17 protein-coding genes are annotated in these 18,308 nt (G+C 72.4%); 4 read left to right on the top strand and 13 right to left on the bottom strand.

What is annotated here, in order from left to right:
- Window positions 1-181: 181 nt before the first annotated feature.
- Window positions 182-1,027: a hypothetical protein gene (locus tag B4N89_RS40185; RefSeq protein WP_143658251.1), complete on the top strand. Its 846-nt coding sequence runs from the start codon at window positions 182-184 to the stop codon at window positions 1,025-1,027.
- Between the two features lie 132 nt (window positions 1,028-1,159).
- On the opposite strand, the gene B4N89_RS40190 is transcribed toward B4N89_RS40185, so the two are convergent.
- A complete protein-coding gene (locus B4N89_RS40190; RefSeq protein ID WP_078981465.1) occupies window positions 1,160-1,648 on the bottom strand; it encodes a DUF1992 domain-containing protein in 489 nt (162 codons plus the stop codon).
- Window positions 1,649-2,261: 613 nt separating this feature from the next.
- Between B4N89_RS40190 and B4N89_RS40195 the strand changes: the two genes are divergently transcribed.
- Window positions 2,262-3,083, top strand: a complete 822-nt coding sequence (locus tag B4N89_RS40195; protein ID WP_078981466.1) for an SAM-dependent methyltransferase — start codon at window positions 2,262-2,264, stop codon at window positions 3,081-3,083.
- A 154-nt stretch (window positions 3,084-3,237) separates the two neighbouring features.
- On the opposite strand, the gene B4N89_RS40200 is transcribed toward B4N89_RS40195, so the two are convergent.
- On the bottom strand, window positions 3,238-3,564 hold the full coding sequence (locus B4N89_RS40200) for a chaplin (protein WP_078981467.1): 327 nt from the start codon (window positions 3,562-3,564) through the stop codon (window positions 3,238-3,240).
- Window positions 3,565-3,810: 246 nt separating this feature from the next.
- Between B4N89_RS40200 and B4N89_RS40205 the strand changes: the two genes are divergently transcribed.
- Entirely contained in the window at window positions 3,811-5,304 is a 1,494-nt protein-coding gene (locus B4N89_RS40205) for a multicopper oxidase family protein (RefSeq protein ID WP_078981468.1), read from the top strand.
- Window positions 5,305-5,366: 62 nt separating this feature from the next.
- Here B4N89_RS40205 and B4N89_RS40210 read toward each other — a convergent pair whose 3' ends face one another.
- The 11 genes from B4N89_RS40210 to B4N89_RS40260 form a co-directional block, all read right to left on the bottom strand.
- Window positions 5,367-6,422, bottom strand: a complete 1,056-nt coding sequence (locus tag B4N89_RS40210) for a right-handed parallel beta-helix repeat-containing protein (protein ID WP_078981644.1) — start codon at window positions 6,420-6,422, stop codon at window positions 5,367-5,369.
- Window positions 6,423-6,571: 149 nt separating this feature from the next.
- Complete coding sequence (locus B4N89_RS40215) at window positions 6,572-7,960, bottom strand: acetyl-CoA carboxylase biotin carboxylase subunit (RefSeq protein ID WP_078981645.1); 1,389 nt, start codon at window positions 7,958-7,960, stop codon at window positions 6,572-6,574.
- Between the two features lie 21 nt (window positions 7,961-7,981).
- The gene (accB, locus tag B4N89_RS40220; RefSeq protein WP_078981469.1) at window positions 7,982-8,611 is read right to left on the bottom strand and encodes an acetyl-CoA carboxylase biotin carboxyl carrier protein; all 630 of its coding nucleotides are present in this window, start codon (window positions 8,609-8,611) and stop codon (window positions 7,982-7,984) included.
- The gene (gene accD, locus B4N89_RS40225; protein WP_078981470.1) at window positions 8,608-10,650 is read right to left on the bottom strand and encodes an acetyl-CoA carboxylase, carboxyltransferase subunit beta; all 2,043 of its coding nucleotides are present in this window, start codon (window positions 10,648-10,650) and stop codon (window positions 8,608-8,610) included. The genes accB and accD overlap by 4 nt, the downstream gene beginning before the upstream one ends.
- A 67-nt stretch (window positions 10,651-10,717) precedes the next feature.
- A complete protein-coding gene (locus B4N89_RS40230; RefSeq protein WP_078981471.1) occupies window positions 10,718-11,050 on the bottom strand; it encodes a TcmI family type II polyketide cyclase in 333 nt (110 codons plus the stop codon).
- Between the two features lie 98 nt (window positions 11,051-11,148).
- Entirely contained in the window at window positions 11,149-11,631 is a 483-nt protein-coding gene (locus B4N89_RS40235; protein ID WP_078981472.1) for an SRPBCC family protein, read from the bottom strand.
- Between the two features lies 1 nt (window position 11,632).
- Window positions 11,633-11,887, bottom strand: coding sequence for an acyl carrier protein (locus B4N89_RS40240; protein ID WP_078981473.1), 255 nt, complete (start codon window positions 11,885-11,887; stop codon window positions 11,633-11,635).
- Window positions 11,888-11,966: 79 nt separating this feature from the next.
- The gene (locus B4N89_RS40245; protein ID WP_078981474.1) at window positions 11,967-13,211 is read right to left on the bottom strand and encodes a beta-ketoacyl synthase N-terminal-like domain-containing protein; all 1,245 of its coding nucleotides are present in this window, start codon (window positions 13,209-13,211) and stop codon (window positions 11,967-11,969) included.
- The gene (locus B4N89_RS40250) at window positions 13,208-14,476 is read right to left on the bottom strand and encodes a beta-ketoacyl-[acyl-carrier-protein] synthase family protein (RefSeq protein ID WP_078981475.1); all 1,269 of its coding nucleotides are present in this window, start codon (window positions 14,474-14,476) and stop codon (window positions 13,208-13,210) included. Before B4N89_RS40250 ends, B4N89_RS40245 begins: the two co-directional genes overlap by 4 nt.
- The gene (locus B4N89_RS40255; protein WP_078981476.1) at window positions 14,473-14,889 is read right to left on the bottom strand and encodes a cupin domain-containing protein; all 417 of its coding nucleotides are present in this window, start codon (window positions 14,887-14,889) and stop codon (window positions 14,473-14,475) included. Before B4N89_RS40255 ends, B4N89_RS40250 begins: the two co-directional genes overlap by 4 nt.
- Before the next feature lie 53 nt (window positions 14,890-14,942).
- On the bottom strand, window positions 14,943-16,184 hold the full coding sequence (locus B4N89_RS40260) for a SchA/CurD-like domain-containing protein (RefSeq protein WP_078981477.1): 1,242 nt from the start codon (window positions 16,182-16,184) through the stop codon (window positions 14,943-14,945).
- Between the two features lie 352 nt (window positions 16,185-16,536).
- Between B4N89_RS40260 and B4N89_RS40265 the strand changes: the two genes are divergently transcribed.
- Window positions 16,537-18,240, top strand: a complete 1,704-nt coding sequence (locus tag B4N89_RS40265; protein WP_078981478.1) for an FAD-dependent oxidoreductase — start codon at window positions 16,537-16,539, stop codon at window positions 18,238-18,240.
- The last annotated feature ends 68 nt before the right edge of the window (window positions 18,241-18,308 follow it).

Consider the following 18,308-nt stretch of genomic DNA (forward strand, 5'->3'; position numbering starts at 1 on the left):
AGCTTTCTTCGGGCAATTCCGCACGCGGAAACGTGTTTTGGTGCATGTCACGCGCGGAACGGGCGATCATGGACCCAGCGCGGGTGGGATGCCCCCGCCCGCCGAGGGGGAACAACGTGCTCCGGTCCGCCGGAACACGACTGCCCCGACCCGATGCCGAACCACGAAAAGGAGTCGCCGGATGGTCGCATCGTCGGTTGACGAACTGAGAGTTGCATTGGAAAAGGAGGCCACGGAACTCGCCGGGCGACGGGACCGGCTGCAAGAGGAACTGGCCTTGGTCGAGGCCCAGTTGAGCGCTCGACTGAGCGCGGTGGAGCAACTGGCGCTGATTCGCCCGCTGACCGCGCCCGCGCCGGCGCCGGCCGAGGAGGCCGCGGCGGAGCCGGTCGCCGAGGTCGCCCCGGTGCCCGAGGCCGAGCCCGCCGTGGCGGCCGCGCCCGAGGTCGAGGCCACCGCCTCGCCCGAGCCGGTCGTCGAGGCAACGCCCGAACCGGCCGCTCCGGAGACCCCGGCGGCGACCGTTCCGGCCCCGCGCCGCAAGAAGCAGGCGGTCGCGGCGGTGGCGGAGCAGACGCGGATACAGTCCGCCTCCGCCCGCAAGGCTCCGGCCGGCAAGCCGGCGGCCAGGAAGTCCACCCGCGCCAAGGCCGGCGCCGCGGCGAAGGCGACCAACGCCAAGCCGAGCACCGCCAAGCCGAGCGCCACCAAGCGGGCCGGCGCCAAGGCGGGCACCGCGACCAAGGCCGCCAAGGCGACCCCGGTCGCCAAGGCCAAGGCTCCGGAGGCGCCCGCGCCCGAGGCCGCGCCGGCGACCCGTCCGGTCCGCTCCCACCTGCGCGACGAGATCGCCGCGCTGTTGGCGGGCACCGGCGAGCCGATGAACGTACGTCAGCTCACCGAGGCCCTGGGGGAGGTCGCCACCAAGAGCCGCATGGAGAGCGTGCGCACCTCGACCGAGGGTCTGGTCAAGGCCGGACGAGCGGTCAAGACCGGTCGCGGCCTGTTCACCGGCCCCGCGGCCTGAACCAGCCCGGGTCCGCCCGGTTCCGCGGACGATCGCCGGCTCGACGACCCGCCTCGGCACCACCGGGGCCACGTCGAGCCGGCGGTCTCCGTCCCGGCCGGGCGCCGACCCGCCGGCGGTCCCGCCCCGCGCCTACCCCACCCGACGCCGCCGCCAGGGCCGCCACCCCGACGACCCGCGCCGGCGCCCGTCCGTACCCACCGGATCAGCCGGCGCCGCCGGCTCCGGCCGCGCCGCCCGCCACCGGGTGACGGCCTCCTCCTCGTCGAACGGCCGAAGGCCCAACACCGGTCCGGGCGGCGGCATCCGCAACGCGGCGACGATCTTGGTATTGATCTCCGTGACCATGCGCCGGACCTCACGCTCCGAGCGAGCCCGCTCGATCGCCGCCATCGTGTCCTCGGCCTCCTTGCGGAGCGCCAGGGTCGGCGGCAGTACGGAGATGCCCTCGCTCTGCATCTTGCGGCGCACCCACCACAGCTCGTCATAGGGCGCATCGATCGCGGCCAAGGGTTTGCCGGCCCCGGGAAGGTCGTCGAACTCGCCCCGTGCGGCGGCGGCGTCGATCTGCCGGTCCACCCACGAATCGAACGGAACCTCGGGCGGTTTGCGCTCGGTCACGGAACTCCTCCTCCGCACGACGACTTCGGTTCCCTTCCAGGATGCCGCACCGCCCCACCGACCGGGCGGCGGCGGAGTCGACGGCGGGTCACATCCCCGCCCCCGCCGCCGACCCCGAAATCACCGATCGCAGCAACACACCTGCGGCTTGTCGGCCCGGTGCCCCCGGCCGGCACGGCGCTCGCTGCCGCCACGTAGGTCGCGCGCACCCCGGCACGCACATCTTCCATGGTTTCGTCTGCCACGATTTCCTCGCTCATCCACGATCCCGCCCCCGACCCCGACCGGCCGGCGGTGGCAGTCCGGGGGCATCCGATGAGCACAATCGCCCCATGTCGGCCAATGGACGGCTATCGTTCGCCCAACGGTCATCAACACCCATCGACCACCCGAACAAGCCATGTCCACGAACCCGGGGACGATGTCCACGAGTTCCGGCTGAACGCCACGTCCGATGGTGGCCGAACAGGCCCACCGAAACGGGGCGTTCCGCCGCCGCCCGGAAAACTTTGCCGACCGCGACGGAAGATTCACCGCCACGCCTGCCGTCTCGGGGCGACGGGCCCCTAGATTGGCCTGGACCACCCCACACGGCATCCGGAGTTGAGAGTTCGTGGCCGAGTTCATACCCGACGCCGAATCGGCTTTACCAGAGCGGAAGATCGACACCGAGGTGGCGCATACCGCCCGGGTGTGGAACTACTGGCTCGGCGGCAAGGACAACTACCCCGTGGACCGGGAGACCGGCGACCAGATCGCCGCGATCCACCCCGGCACCCGCGATTACGCCCTCGCCGACCGGCAGTTCCTCGGTCGGGCGATCCGCTATCTGGCCCACGATCTGGGCATCCGGCAGTTCCTGGACATCGGCACCGGACTGCCGACGGCCGGGAACACCCACGAGATCGCACAGAGTGTGGCGCCGGAATCCCGCATCGTCTACGTCGACAACGATCCCCTGGTGCTGGTGCACGCCCGGGCGCTGCTGACCAGCAGTCCGGAGGGGGCCACCCGCTACATCGACGCCGATCTGCGCGACGTCGACGAGATCCTGGCCCGGGCGTCGAAGACCCTCGACTTCGACCGCCCCATCGCCCTGGTCCTGCTCGGCGTGATCATCTTCGTGAACGACGACGACGAGGCCTACGGCACGGTACGCCGCCTCCTGGACGCGCTTCCGTCCGGCAGCCATCTCGCGCTGTCCCACACGGTGACCAGTCCGCCCGCGCCGCCGGATGTGGACGACGCGGTGGCCTTCTGGAACGCGCACGGCACGCCCAAGCTCAAGCAGCGCTCACCAGAGGGCATCGCCCGCTTCTTCGACGGCCTGGAACTGCTCGAACCGGGCGTCGTCACCTGTTCCCACTGGCGGCCGGACACCGCGGTCCGCGCCCCCGAGGTGGCCATGTGGGGCGCGGTGGGCCGCAAACCGTAGCCCGTCGCGCACACGACGAAGCCGGGGCCGCGCCGCAGGGGGAGCGCCGCCACCGGCCGCGTGTGGCGGCCCCTCGGATCCGTCCGCATCGGGGGGCCGCCGGTACATCGGTGTCACGCGCCGTCAGCGGAGGACGGACGGCACGAACCTCGGATCAGCCGTGCTGACCGTGGTGCGGGGCCTCGTGGTGGTCACCGTGGTGCGGGGCCTCGTGCTTGCCGTGCTCGTCGCCGTAGCCGCCGTCGACGTTCGCGCAGACGTTGCCGATCGTCGGGTTGAACAGCCCGATGATGTTGATGCTGTTGCCGCAGAGGTTGATCGGCACGTGGATCGGAACCTGGATGTTGTTGCCGGACAACACGCCGGGCGAGCCGACCGCCGCGCCATTCGCCTCGGACCCGGCACTGGCGACGCCGGCACCCGCCATGACGAGAGCTGCGACACCGGCGGCCACGGAGGCCGACTTCTTGAACGTGTACATGTGATCTCCGTTTCGGATGGCGCCGCGGGTGGCGCGATCGACCGGTGCAACGAGGGGAATTCCGGGAGGCAACTGGCGTTCGCGCTCGTTCACCCGACCGGCGGCACGGATCGCGGCCGACGGAGTGGCCCGGCGCCAGGGCGTGTTCGCGGGACCGGGGCGGGGTACTCGCGCCGGATCCCGCCGGCACCTCCGGCGGGCGACGCCCCCATCGCGAGCCGACCTCAAGGAAGCAGGGCCGCACCGTTGCCTGTCCCCTCCCACCCCACCCGCCGCTCGCTGCTGTTCGGTACGGCCGGCACCGCCGCGCTGCTCGCCGCCGGCACCGGCACCCGGTTCGGCACCGGCGCCCCCGCGACCCTCGCGCCGGTTTCCCGCGCCGGCTCGGCCGCCGATGTCGCGGTCCTGCTCACCGCCGCGCCGACCACGGTCGACCTGGGCGCGCGCGACGTGGCCACCTGGGGATTCGGCGACCGCATCCCCGGCCCGGAGATCCGCGTCGCGGCCGGCGGCACCGTGGCCGCTCGGCTGCGCAACGACCTGCCGCAGGACACCACGGTGCACTGGCACGGAGTACGGATCGACCAGCGGATGGACGGCGCCCCCGGGTTCAGCCAGGCCCCGGTTCCGGCGGGCGGCGACTTCGACTACCGCTTCGTCGTGCCCGACCCGGGCACGTACTTCTACCACTCGCACGTGGGTACCCAACTCGACCGCGCGCTCTACGGCGCGCTGGTGGTCGAGGACCCGGCCGAGCCGCTGTCCTACGACGCGGAGTGGACCGTCGTGCTCGACGACTGGATCGACGGCACGGGCACCGACCCGGACGCGGTCCTGACGGAACTGCGCGGCAACCCCAAATCACCGCAGGACATGCGAAGCACCCTCCTCGGCGGCAGCGCCGGACACGTCGCCTACCCCCACTACCTGGTCAACGGCCGCGCCCCGGAGGCCCCGGAGGTGTTCGAGGAGGCACCGGGTCGGCGGGTGCGCCTGCGCCTGATCAACGCCGGCGCGGACACGGCGTTCCGGGTCGCGCTGGGCGGCCACCGGCTGACCGTCACCCACACCGACGGCTTCCCGGTGCTGCCGGTGCGGGTGGACACGCTGCTGATCGGGATGGGCGAGCGCTACGACGTGCTGGTCACCCTCGAGGACGGGGTGTTCCCGCTGGTCGCCGCCGCGGAGGGCAAGAACGCCCGGGCCTTCGCGGTGGTCCGCACCTCGACCGGCGACGCCCCGCCGGCCTCGGCCGACGTCCCGGAACTGGATCGCCGGGTGCTCGACCTCGCCGACCTGACCGCCGACCCGTCGGTCGACCCGGGCGACGAACCGGCCCGCGAGGTGGACCTGGTACTGCGCACGGGTGGTGCGCGCGGCACGTCGTGGACGATCGGCACGGCGGACGCGCCCGACGACACATCGGTGCGGGTGGCGGTCGCCGACGGCGAACGGGTCCGCCTGTCCTTCACCAACAACTCCCGCATCTGGCACCCCGTCCACCTGCACGGACACACCTTCCGGGTGCGCCGGTCCGGCGGCGGCGGGCCGCTCAAGGACACCGTGGTGGTCCGCCCCCGGGAGACCGTCACCGTGGACCTGCTCGCCGACAACCCCGGCGAGTGGATGCTGCACTGCCACAACGTCTACCACAGCGAGTTGGGAATGATGGCCACCCTCGGCTACGGCGACGCCCCGCCCGACACGATCATGCCCGGCATGGCCCCCGAACGGCACTGACCCGGGCCGGAGACGCCGACGCGCCTCCGGCCCGGGTGGGTCGGCCCCTTCCCGACGGCCCGTCAGCAGTGCCCGGTGGGCTCGGACCGCTCACATACGTTCGCCTCGAACGTGTTGATCTCGGTGTCGACCCGATTCGCCAGGTCCGAAGGCGCGTTGCCCGTCACGACGTTGCCCCGGATCAGGTTGCCCACGGTCGGCCGCCCGGCCTGACTGGGCATCACCACGATGCCGCCCGACATCGGCGACTCCCCCTGGTTGTCCCGCACCTGATTGTCCGTCACCTGCGTCTCCCGGGCGCCGGTGAGCACGATGCCGGAACCCTGGATGAAGGCCAGTCGCGGATTCGGCGGGCAATACTTGTTGTTCTCGTCGATGCGATTGCCCCGGATCGCCAGCGACCCGGCGGCGGGCTCCTTGTCGTCGCCCACGACGAAGACCCCGGCGCAGTTCCCGGTCAGCTCGTTCCGCTCGATCGCCAACTCCCGTCCGCGCCGGATCAGTACGCCGAGCCGGTTGCCGGTCGAGTGGTTGCGGGCGATACTCGCGCCCATCGCATCGGCGGTGTCCGCCAGGAACAATCCGGCCTGGCCGTTGTCCTCGGCGGTGTTGTCGGTGAGTTCGCCCCGGACCGAATCCTCCTGGCCGATTCCGTGTTCACCGTTGTGATGCGCGAACACCCGGCGTACCCGCATACGTTCGGTGCCGCTGCCCATCACACCCGTCTTCGTGAAGCCGGTGACGGTCAACGACTGGATCCGCACGTCCGCGACCCGATGCTCGGCCGTGCCGACCACGCACAGACCGTTCCCGGCCGCCGCGCACTCGTTCGTGGCGTCCTCCTCACCCGGAGTGAGCACCGTACGCTCACCCGCCCCGCGAATCGTCAGCCGATCGGTGCGGACCAGGACGCTGCCGGCGTACGTACCGGGCGCCACCTCGATGATGTCCCCGGGCGCGGCGGCATCCACCGCCGCCTGGATCGACTCGCCCGGATGGACGACGTGCCGGGTGTCCGCCCGCGCGGTCGGCGCCAACACCGAGCCGAGGATCGCGAGCGCGGTGACGCAGCCGAGGGGAAGCAGCCGTTGTACGGGCAGAGCGTGCAAGGGGTGCATGGAGTGCATGGGGAATGATCCGCCTTCGCAGAAAACCGGGGATGGACAGCCGGGAAACCGGGAAAAGCCGTAACGGGTGAGGGAACAGGAGCGGGTACGGGTCCGGGAACGGGAGCAGGTCCGGGCACCGGATCGGACCGGGCCGGGCCTCACGGCACCGATGCGGGCTCGGCCGGTGCGGGCTCGGTGACGTCCGAGGTCATCGTGTCCACCAGGTCCGTGGTGTGCTCGCCGGCCCGGAACCTCGGGTGTGCCAGCAGTCGCCGCAGGAAGCCCAGCGTGGTGTGCACCCCGCCACCGGCCACCCGGAATTCGCCCAGCGCCCGTTCGGCGCGCGCGATGGCCCGCTCCCGGTCGGGTGCCCAGACGATCGCCTTGGCGAGCAGCGAGTCGTAGTCCGGACCGACCGTCCAGCCCGCATAGGCGTGCGTATCGATCCGCACACACGGGCCGCCCGGCGGCACGAACTCCGCCAATCGGCCCGGCGTGGGCGCGAAGGCCCGGGCCGGATCCTCGGCGTTGACGCGACATTCGATCGCCACCCCGCGTGGGACCACGTCGTCCTGACCGAACGTCAGCGGCGCGCCGGCGGCGATGGTGAGCTGTTCGCGCACGATGTCCACGCCGGTGACCATCTCGGTGACCGGATGCTCCACCTGGATCCGGCAGTTGATCTCCAGGAGGTGGAACCGGTTCGCGGGCGTGACCACGAACTCGAAGGTGCCCGCACCCACGTAGCCGACCGCCGTCGCCCCGCGCAGCGCCGCCGCGCACATCGCCTCGCGCGTCTCGGCCGGCAGGTTCGGGGCAGGCGACTCCTCGACCAGTTTTTGGTGCCTGCGCTGCGCGGAGCAGTCCCGCTCGCCCAGGTGCACGGCGCCGCCGCGGCCGTCGCACAACACCTGCACCTCGACATGCCGGGCGCCGTCGATGTAGCGCTCCAGGTAGAGCCGTTCGTCACCGAAGACGGCTCGGGCACGGGCGCGGGTGTCCTGGTAGGCCCAGGCCAGCTCGTCCGGGTCGCGGACCACGCTCATCCCGCGACCGCCGCCGCCGGCCACCGCCTTGAGGATCACCGGATAGCCGACTCGCGCGGCGATCTCGGCGGCCTCCGTCGGCGAGCCCAACGCGCCGTCGCTGCCCGGGAGTACCGGCAGTCCGGCCGCCGCCATCACCGCACGCGCATCGCTCTTGTCGCCGAGCCGCTGCATCACGTGCGGCGGCGGACCGATGAAGGTGATCCCGTTCGCCTCGCAGATCTCGGCGAAGTCGGGGTCCTCGGACAGGAATCCATAGCCGGGATGGATCGCCTCCGCCCCCGTGGTCCGGGCCGCCTCGATGATCGCGGGCATGTTGAGATAGCTGGACCTGGCCGGCGGCGGACCGATGTGCACGGCCTCGTCCGCGAAGCGCACCACTGCGGATTCCCGGTCCGCGGTGGAGTACACGGCCACGCTGCGGATGCCCATTTCGCGGCAGGTGCGGGCGACCCGCAGGGCGATTTCGCCGCGGTTGGCGATGAGCACGGTCGAGAACACGGGGACCACCTCGGGTCGTCGTCAGTGCCGGGTGTGGGAGCCGCCGGGGCGGTCGTCGGCGGCCGTGTCCGGATCGGCGCCGCCGGTTTCGATCACGAACAACGGCTGCTGGTACTCGACCGGTTGCGCGTCGGCCACCAGCACCTCCACCACCAGCCCGGACACCTCGGCGGTGATGGTGTTCATCATCTTCATGACCTCGAGGATGCCCACCGTCTGACCGGGACGGACGGTGTCGCCGACGCTGACGAACGGCTTCGCGCCCACCTCGGGAGCGTGGTAGAAGGTGCCGACCATCGGAGCCGGTACGTAGCGGCGTCCGCCGTCCGGCTCGGCCGGCCGCTCGCCGGGGATGGCGGCCACGGGCGTGGCACCGGGGGCGGCGGGCGCGGCGCCGGAGGGCGCGGCGGCCTCGGGCCACTCGATCTCGATGCTGGTGTCGCCGCAGCGCAGCCGGATCCACCGCGGCGGCACGGAAGCAGGCTGCACCGGGCCCGGCGCCTCGGGGGCGGCCGGCCGAGGGTGCCCCGACGCGTGCGCGGGATCGAAGGGTCTGACCCAGCGCTCGTCGGCGTAACCGGCGGGGTGACGGTCGGGTCGATCGTCGGCGTGCGCGTCGCGCGCCTGGGACGGTCCATGGGGCGAACTCATCGGGCACTTCCTTCGACAGGGGCGACTTCGACGGGGACGGCCTCAGCACGGACCGGCTCGACCCGCGCGGCCTCACCCGGAGCGACGTCGACCCGGGCGGGACGAGCACGAGCAACGTCGCCTCGGACAGAGCCGGCACGAACGGAGTCGGCCCGAACATCCTCGGCGCGAACGGTCTCGGCGTGGCCGGATTCGACACGAGCGGCCTCGGTGCGGTCCGCCTCGGCGCGCGCGGCCTCGGGGGCGCCGAACCGCCGGAAGCGCTCGCCGCGTTCGCGGAGCAGGCGGGTGCGGTTCAGGGCGAGGAGTTCGTCCAGGACCGGGATCAGGGCCGTGCGCAGCAGTGTGGCGGCGCGGCCGGGGTCGGTGTGGGCGCCGCCCGGCGGTTCGGGGACGATCCGATCGACCACGCCGAGGCGCAGCAGGTCGCGCGGCCCCATACGGAGCGCCGCCGCGGCGGCGGGGGCCGCCGACGGGTCCTTCCACAGGATGGCGGCGCAGCCCTCGGGGCTGATCACCGAGTAGACGCCGTGCTCGCCGATCAGCACCCGGTCGGCGACGGCCAGTGCGAGTGCGCCGCCGCTGCCGCCCTCACCGGTGATCACCGTGACGATGGGGGTGGCCAACCGGGCCATCAGGCGCAGGTTCTCCGCGATGGCGACGGCCTGGCCGTCACGTTCGGCGTCCGGTCCGGGGTTGGCTCCCGGCGTGTCGACCAGGGTGATCACCGGCAGGCCGAGTTTGGCGGCGAGCCGCATCAATCGGGCAGCCTTGCGGAAGCCGGCCGGGGTGGCCATGCCGAATTTGCGGTACTGCCGCTCGGCGAGGTTGTCGCCGCCTTTCTGATGCCCGATCAGCATCACCGGCCGGCCGTCGAGCCGACCGATGCCGCCCACGATCGCGGGACAGTCGGCGCCGATCCGATCCCCGTGCAACTCGTGGAAGTCCTCCAGGAGCCGACCCGCGTAGTCGAGCATCGTCGGCCGACCCGCATGCCGCGCCAGCCGAACCGCCTCCCAGGGCTCCCCCGCAGGCTCGTCGAGGGTCGGCTCATCCGACGCGCACCCATACGCGGGGGACCCATCGGTCCCGTTCGACGTCGAGCCGTTCGCGCCCGACTCGTTCCCACCCGGCCCATCCCCGGCAGTCCCCTTCGCGCCGAGGCCCTTCGCATCGCTCCCGTTCGATGCCGCCCCGCTTCTCCCCCCGTCCCGCCGCCCCGTCTTCGCCCCGCCCACCGCAAGGAAGTGCCGCAACGTCGCGCGCAGCGCGGGGCGCGCGACGATCGTGTCGACCATCCCGTGTTCGAGCAGGAATTCGGCGGTCTGGAACCCCTCGGGCAACCGTTCGCCGATGGTCTGCTCGATCACCCGAGGCCCCGCGAAGCCCATCCGCGCGCCGGGTTCGATCAGGATCACGTCGGCGAGCGTCGCGAACGAGGCGGCCACCCCGCCGTACGTGGGATCGGTGATCAGCGACAACACCAGCACGCCCGCCTCGTCCAGTTCCGCCAGGGCGTGCGCGGTCTTGGCCATCTGCATCAGCGAGAGCACGCCCTCCTGCATGCGCGCCCCGCCCGAGGCGGGAATCAGCAGCAGCGGGATCCCCGTCCGCAGGCTCTCGTCGGCGGCGGCGGTGACCAGCGCGCCCACCGCGCAGCCCAGACTGCCGCCGAGGAAGCGGAAGTCCATCGCGGCGACCACCACCGGCTGTCCGTGGATGGCGCCCCGCGCGCACACCGCGGCCTCGTCCATGCCGGTCTCCGCACGGGCCCGATCCAGCCGTTCCGGGTAGGGGCGGGAGTCGACGAAGCCGAGCGGGTCGTGCGGGGCGGGGTCGGCGCGCAGCGCGGTCTCCGAGCCGGGATCGAGGAGTTGATCCAGGCGTTCACGCGCCGTCAGGCGCGCGTGCTCGCCGCAGTCGGGACACACCCGCAGGTCCCGGGTGAAACGTTTGCCGTATACGAGTTCGGCGCAGCGTCCGCACTTGACCCAGTCGGGTCGGCTGTCGACGGTGAGCCCCGGACGGGTCTCGATCATGGCATCTGGTCCTTGGACGGTCGAGCCTTGGACGGTGGGCCCCGGACGGCGGGGACGGGCGGCGACGTCACCGCCGCGCGTCGCGCTCCCAGCGGTAGAACTCGCGGGCCATCGCGTCCTGGGGCGAGCGCCAGGTCTGCGGGTCGTACGCGTTCACATGCTCCGAGAGCCGTTCGCTGATGTCGCGGAACTCCGGGTGTCCGGCGACCTTCGCGACCGCGGGCCCCGGGGGCCGGTCGGCCTCGATCAGGTGCAGGTACAGGTCGCCGAACTGGAACAGACTGCGGCCGGTGACCCCGACCAGGTGCGGGAGCTCGCCGGTGTCGGAGGCGGCGAAGATGTCGGCGATCGGGGTCGCCGAGTCGGGCTTCATCCGGGCGACGATCAGGGTGCGGTGCATGGGTTGCCGTCCTTGTCGAGGGGTGGGCCGGCGGGGCCGCGACAGCGCGGCCCCGCCGGCGGGGCGTCGTCGCGCCGGGGCGGGCGACGACGCGGGGTTCACCAGGTGCGCACGGTGGGCGCGACGCCCGTCTCCCGGGCGCGCTCCTGGATCCGGTCCCGGATCAGTTCGAGTTGCACGCGCGAGTTGCGGTTGATGTTGTCCGTCATCCACGCGTCGTCGACCGGCGCGGTCTCCTTCATCGCGAAGTCCTGTACCCAGCGCATCCGTACGCCGTCGGGGACCTCGTGGTACTCCCAGCGGATGTGCATGTGCGCGAACGGCCCGGTCTCCACCCGGCGGGCCCACACCGTGCGCGTCTCGCGGTCGGCCTCGCGCTCGGACACCCAGCTCCAGACCTTGCCGTCCTTGTCGGGCTTCATGGTCAAGCGGAAGGTGACCTTGGCGTCCTCGCGCGCGATGACCTCCACCGAGGCATATTCACTGAACAGGTTCGTCCAGTTGTCCACGTCGTTGGTCATGTCCCAGACCAGGTCGAACGGGGCGGCGATGACGATGTCGTTGTCGGTATGGCCGGCCATGTCACACTCCGGAGGTGAGTTGGGAGTTGGTGGTTTCCAGGAACTCGTGCGGGGTCTTGCACTGGTCCACGTCCGCGCCGAGTGGGAATTGATAGCGCCGCTCCAGCTCGGAGACGATCCCGAGCAGGCCCAGCGAGTCGAGGCCGAACTCGTCGAACGTGGCGTCGGGTCGGCGCAGTTGCTCGGGGTCGGCGGTGACGCCGGCGCAGGACTTCATCAGCGCGGCGAGTTCTTCGTGGGTGAGCGGTCCGTTCATCACGGGCTTCCTTTCGGATGAGTCGGATGAGGCGTACGAGGGGGCTCGGGTCGTACCGGCCGCAGAGGTTGCCGGCGGGCTAGGCCGTGTCGGGATGGCCGTCGCCTCGGCGCAGCACCAGCGCGGCGTTGCCACCCATCAGGCCGCGGCTGAGTACCAGGGCGGTGCGCAGTTCGGCGCTCCTGGCCCGGCCGGTGACCAGGTCGAGGTCGTGGCAGACGTCGAACACGCCCGGGGTGGGCGGCAGCACGCCGTGTTCCATGGCCAGGATCGCGGCGGCGCAGTCGAGCATCGGCGCGCCGCAGTAGGCCCGGCCGATGCCGGCCTTGGGGGCGGTCACCGGCACCCGGGCGGCGCGGGCGCCCAACGCGTCGGACAGGGCGAGTACTTCGGCGTGGTCGGCCTCGGGGGTGCCGAGCGCGTCGGCGAAGACCACGTCGATGTCGGCGGGTCCGCATTCGGCCTCGGCCAGTGCGTCGCGAATCGCCCGGGCCAGTCCGTGCCGGGAGGGGCCCCAGCCGGAGGTGCCGGTGAACGTCGCGCCGTGACCGAGCACTTCGGCCCGGATCCGGGCGCCGCGCCGGCGGGCCGATTCGGCCTCCTCGACGACGAACATCGCGCCGCCCTCGGCGGGGGCGAAGCCGCGGGCGGCGGAGGTGAACGGGAGGTAGGCCCGCGCGGGGTCGACGGCGAGGCTGAGCGCGTCGTAGCCGAGTTGGCAGACCATCGAGTAGGGGGCGAGCGGTGCCTCGGCGGCGCCGACCACGACGGCGTCGGTGCCTCGGCGGATGGTCCGGACGGCGTGCGCGAGCGCGTCCAGGCCGCCGGCCTCGTCGTTGGCCAGCACCGCGCACGGGCCCTTGAAGCCGCCGCGGATGGAGATCTGGCCGGTGGTGGCCGCGTAGAACCAGGCGATCGACTGGTACGGCCCGACGAAGCCGGGTCCCTTGCCCCACAGGTTCTGCAGTTCGCGCTGGCCGAACTCGCCGCCGCCGGAGCAGCTCGCGGTGGTCACCCCGACTCCGAAGGTGGACGTCGGGCCCAGTGCCGCGTCGGCCAGGGCCTGGTCGGCGGCGACCAACGCGAAGTGGGTGAAGCGGTCGGTCTGGACCAGGTAGCGTTCCTCGACCACGGCGGCGGGGTCGAAGTCGCGTACCTCGCCCGCGACGGTCAGCGGCAGGTGCCCGCAGCCCTCGCGGGAGATCCGGTCCAACACGAACCGGCCCTCCCGGGTCGCCTTCCAGAACACGTCGGCGCCGATGCCGTTGGGCGCGACGACGCCGACGCCGGTGACCACGGTGCGCCGTGCTGCGGAGCTGTTCATCGGGGTCTCCTCTCCCGACGGTCCAGGACCACCGCGGACTGGAAGCCGCCGAACCCGCTGCCCACCGACAACACCGTCGTCAGGCCCATCGGCCGGGCGGTGCCCGGCACGTAGTCGAGGTCGCACTCGGGGTCCGGCGTCTCGTAGTTGGCCGTGGGCGGCACCGCCTTGTACTCCATCGCCAGGGCGCACGCGGCGAGTTCGATGGCGCCGATGGCGCCGAGCGAGTGGCCGACCATCGACTTGATCGAGCTCATCGGGATCTTGTGCGCGTGCGCGCCGAGCGAGCGCTTGACGGCCGCGGTCTCGTGGCGGTCGTTCTGCTTGGTGCCCGAGCCGTGCGCGTTGACGTAGTCGACGGCGTCGGGGGCGACCTCCGCGTCCGCCAGTGCGCGGTCGATCGCCTCGGACATCTCCAGGCCCTCGCGGGTCAGGCCGGTCATGTGGTGTGCGTTGCCGCGCGTGGCGAACCCGCCGACCTCGCAGTACACATGGGCGCCGCGCCGGTGGGCGTGTTCGAGTTCCTCCAGGATCAGCACCGCGGCGCCCTCGCCGAGGACGAACCCGTCGCGGTCCGCATCGAACGGCCGGGAGGCGTGCGCCGGGTCGTCGTTGCGGGTCGAGGTGGCCTTGATCGCGTCGAAGCAGGCAACCGTGATCGGCGAGATCGGCGAGTCGGCGGCGCCGGCGATGTACACGTCGGCGCGGCCCTCCTCGATCGCGTGCGCGGCGTAGCCGATCGCGTCGAGGCCGGAGGTGCAGCCGGTGGAGACGGTCTGTACCGGGCCCTTGGCGGCGAACTCCTCGGCCACCTCGGCGGCCAGGGTGCTCGGCGAGAAGGCCCGGTGCAGGAAGGGGTCGGCCCTGCGGTGGTCGACGGCCCAGGTCTTGCCGGGGCCGCTGACCGCGATGTAGTCGTGTTCGAGCCGGGTGGTGCCGCCCACGGCGGTGCCGAGGGAGACGCCGATCCGCCAGGGGTCCTCGGCGTCGCGGTCCAGGCCGCTGCCGCGGACCGCCTCGGCCGCCGCGGCGAGCGCGAACTGCACGTAGCGGTCCGCGCGTCGGGCCCGGTCGGGGTCGACGCCGCACGCGATCGGGTCGAAGTCGCATTCGGCGGCGATCCGGGAGCGGAACCCGGTGGGGTCGAAGAAGGTGATCCCGCGCGTCGCCGTGCGGCCCGCCATCAGCAGGTCCCAGAACGCGGTGACGCCCACCCCACCGGGTGCCACCACCCCGACGCCGGTGACCGCGACCCGGCGCCTCAAGAGTCGGCGCCCACGGTCTCGGCGGGTTCGATTCCCTCCGTGTCGACGTGCCCGAGTTCGGGCCGCGGCGCGAGCGGGGCGAGTTGGAAGACCATCCGCGCCTGGACCCGACCGACGTTGCGGAAGCGGTGGCGCATGTTCTTCGGGATCATCAGGCCCTGGTCGGGCCGCAGTTCGTGGGTGACGCCGTCCAGGTCGACCTCGATCGAGCCGACCACGACGTGGATGAACTCCTCGGAGTACGGGTGGTAGTGCTCGGCGATCATGTCCCCGGGCTCGATCAGGGCCAGGCCCATGAAGCCGCTGGTGGACCCCACCGTCGCCGGGCCGAGCATGACCCGGAGGTCACCGCCGCGGCGGCGGTTCGGCTCGATCTCGTCCAGGTTGACGATGCGTACGGTCTGCGTGGTCATCTGTGCCACCTCCAAGTGGCGGGGCGGCGTCGTCGGGCGCCGCCCCGGGGGGATCAGACGTCGCGGGCGGCGCGACGGTCGGTGACGGGGGTCGTCTCGCACGCGGCGAGCAGTCGGCGCAGGCCGTCGTCGGTGTCCAACTCGCCGTCCTCGCCGAGTTCGAGCAGTCGGCTCAGGCGTGCGGCGGATTCGCGGCGGTCGACGCCGAGCAGCAGCGCCGGGTCATCGTCCGTCGGGCCGCGCAGGTCCAGCACACGAATCAGGGTGTCGCCGCGCAGGAAGACCTGGCTGTGCACGATCGGCCCGCCGGCGACGGCGATCGCCTGCTCGTCGTGCCGCCGCAGCAGCGTCGCGGCGGATTCGCCGCAGCCGTGCCGCACCGGGTACAGGAACGCGCGGCGGGTGGTCTTCGTGGCGTCCGCCTTCCGGTCCGACGCCTTGTCCGACTTCCCGGCCGACTTCCCGGCCGACTTCTTGGCCGGCGCGCTCAGGTGGTAGACCTCGGCCAGCGAGGAGCGCATGAAGAACGCGCGGGCGGCCTCGGAGTCGTTCAGGTCGCGCGCCTCCTCCAGGTGCGGGTTCAGCGCCTCCTCGGCGGCGCGGACCTGGGGCTGCTCGGCCACATGGCGCAGTGCGGCGCGCAGGTCGCCCTCGACCTCGATGGCCCGTACGACGCGGTTGCCGAGCATGAACACCGAGGTGCGGCGCAGCGAGGTGGTCGGGTTGACCCGGGCCTCGGGCGACTCGTAGCCGGAGAGGATGCGGGCCACCTCGGCTTCGCTGCCGGGCTTGACGGTGAAGGTGAGCGCGCAGCGCACCACGTCGTCGGCGGCCGGCGCGGCGGCGCGGGCCTTGTCGGCCGCCGCCTTCGTCTTGGTCGTGGTACCGGCCTTCGCCTTGCCCTTCGGGGCGCGGGTGCCGGTGGTGATCACCGGTCCGTCGGGCGCGCGCAGGTCGGTCTCGCGGGCCACCGAGAAGCGCAGCGAACGGGTGCCGCGCACGCAGCCGTGCAGCGGCTGGACCATCACCTGGTGCTCGGGGCTGTCCACCCACGCCAGGTATTGGGAGGTGCCCTCCCACTCGCTGGTGATCAGCCACTGGCTGGGGTCCTCGATGGACTGGCACAGCTGGTCGCGCAGGTGGCCCGGAACGGCGGCCACCTGGTGGCGGATGCCTTCGTAGGCCTCGAGGAAACGTTGTTCCGACCCTTCGTGCAGCTCCAGCATGAGCAGCACCCGGAGCTTGGACGTGGTGTCGGCGGTGGGATTCGCCGTGGAGTGGACGAGGGTGTCCATGTCAGTCCTTTGGTCATGGGATTCGAACGTCGTGCCCGCCCGCCGAGGGCGCTCCCGGGGACCGGGTCGCGCCGACGCCGCCCGGGCAACGGGGAGGTCGAGCGGGTCCGGGCGGTCGCGCCGCTCGCGCGATCACACCCGGATATCCGCCCGATCCGTCCGTCGGGACCCGGCTTCGACTTCGAGCGTGGCGGCCGATCATCACCCTGTGCATCTTTTGAGGGCATATGAGTGACATTGGGCGACGACGACCGGCCGGCCGCGATCAGCGGGAACAGGAGGACCCCGACGGACCCTCCTCCGCCCGCGACGGCGGAACGGGTCCGCAGTCCTCGCCAACGCAGGAGTAGGAATGAACCCCGAGATCCAACACCGGGTGCCGGTCCTGGTCGTGGGCGGCTCGCTGGTCGGGCTGTCCACGTCCGTCTTCCTGGGCCGACTCGGCGTCCCGCACATGCTGGTGGAGCGGCACGCCGACACCTCGCGGCATCCGCGCGGGCGCGGCAACAACGTGCGCACGATGGAGGTGTTCCGCACCGCCGGGATCGAGGATCGAATCCGCGCCGCGTCCGCCGTACTTGCCGACAACCACGGCATCCTCCAGGCGGACACCATCGCCGGCGACATCCAGGAGTGGCTGTTCAAGGAGATCGATCCGGGCGGCGGATTGGCGAAGTTCAGTCCGTCGTCGTGGTGCCTGTGCAGTCAGAACGACCTGGAGCCGGTCCTCGCCGACTACGCCCGCGAACTCGGCGGCGACGTGCGCTTCGGTACCCAACTCCGGTCCTGCGTGCCGGACGAGGACGGGGTGACCGCGATCGTGGAGACCCGCGAGACCGGGCAGCGGCTCACCGTACGCGCCGACTACGTGGTCGCGGCGGACGGCCCGCGCAGTCCGGTGCGCGACGCGCTGGGCATCGACGTGACCGGTCCGGGCGACCTGTTCCACAACGTGAGCGTCACCTTCACCTCGCGCGACCTGGCCGCGCACGTCGGCGAACGCCGGTTCATCGTCTGCTATCTGACGAACCCTCGGGGCGAGGGCGCGCTGCTGCCGGTGGACAACCGGGAGCGCTGGGTCTTCCACCTGCCGTGGCATCCGGAGGAGGACGAGCCGATCGAGGCGTTCTCCGACGAGCGCTGCGTGGCGCACATCCGCGCCGCCGCCGGGGTGCCGGACCTGGATGTGACCATCACCGGCAAGGCGCCGTGGCACGCCGCCGAGCGGGTGGCCGAACGTTACCGCTGCGGAAGGGTGTTCCTGGCCGGCGACTCGGCCCACGAGATGTCGCCCACGGGCGCGTTCGGGTCCAACACCGGCATCCAGGATGCGCACAACCTGGCCTGGAAACTGGCCGCGGTGCTGAACGGGCATGCGGACGCCGGCCTGTTGGACACCTACGAGGCGGAGCGCCGGCCGGTGGCGGTGGCCACGGCCGCGCGGGCGTCCACCCGTTCGGCCGAACACAGCCACCCGGGGTACGCCGCGCCGACGGTCGGCGCCGGCAGGCAGCCGGGAGTGCTGGGAGTGGTCCTGGGCTATCGCTACGCGTCCGCCGCGGTGCTCGGGGCGGACCCCGAACTGCCGGTGCTGCCCGAGCGGTTCCGGCCGCCGAGCGGCGAGCCGGGCGCCCGGGCGCCGCATCTGTGGCTGCGCCGCAACGACGCTCGCGTGTCCACTTTGGACCTGTACGAGACCTCGCCGGTGTTGCTGGTCGGCGCGGGTTCGGCCGGGGCCGCGTGGCAGCGGTCGGCGCAGCGCGCGAGCCGGCGCCTGGGCGTGCCGGTGGCGGTGTACCGGGTGGGCACCGAGGCGGAGGCCGCGGTGGTGGACCTGGTCACCGCGCCGGACGTGGACTGGGCCGAGGCGCACGGCGTCACCGACGAGGGCGCGGTGTTGGTACGCCCGGACGGGTTCGTCGCGTGGCGGGTCCCGGTCGCCGAACCGGATCCGGAGGACACCCTGATGGCGGTGTTGGGCGCGGTGGCATGTCGGACCTTGCGGGGCGAGCGGGGCGGTGAGGCCGCGACGGTCGGCGGGGGCGCGCAGGTGTAGCGGGATGCGCGGCGGCCGGTCCCGGAGGGAATCCGGGGCCGGCCGCGGTGTGTTCGGGCAGGTGTACG

It is taken from the genome of Embleya scabrispora (assembly GCF_002024165.1).
GTDB classification, from domain to species: domain Bacteria; phylum Actinomycetota; class Actinomycetes; order Streptomycetales; family Streptomycetaceae; genus Embleya; species Embleya scabrispora_A.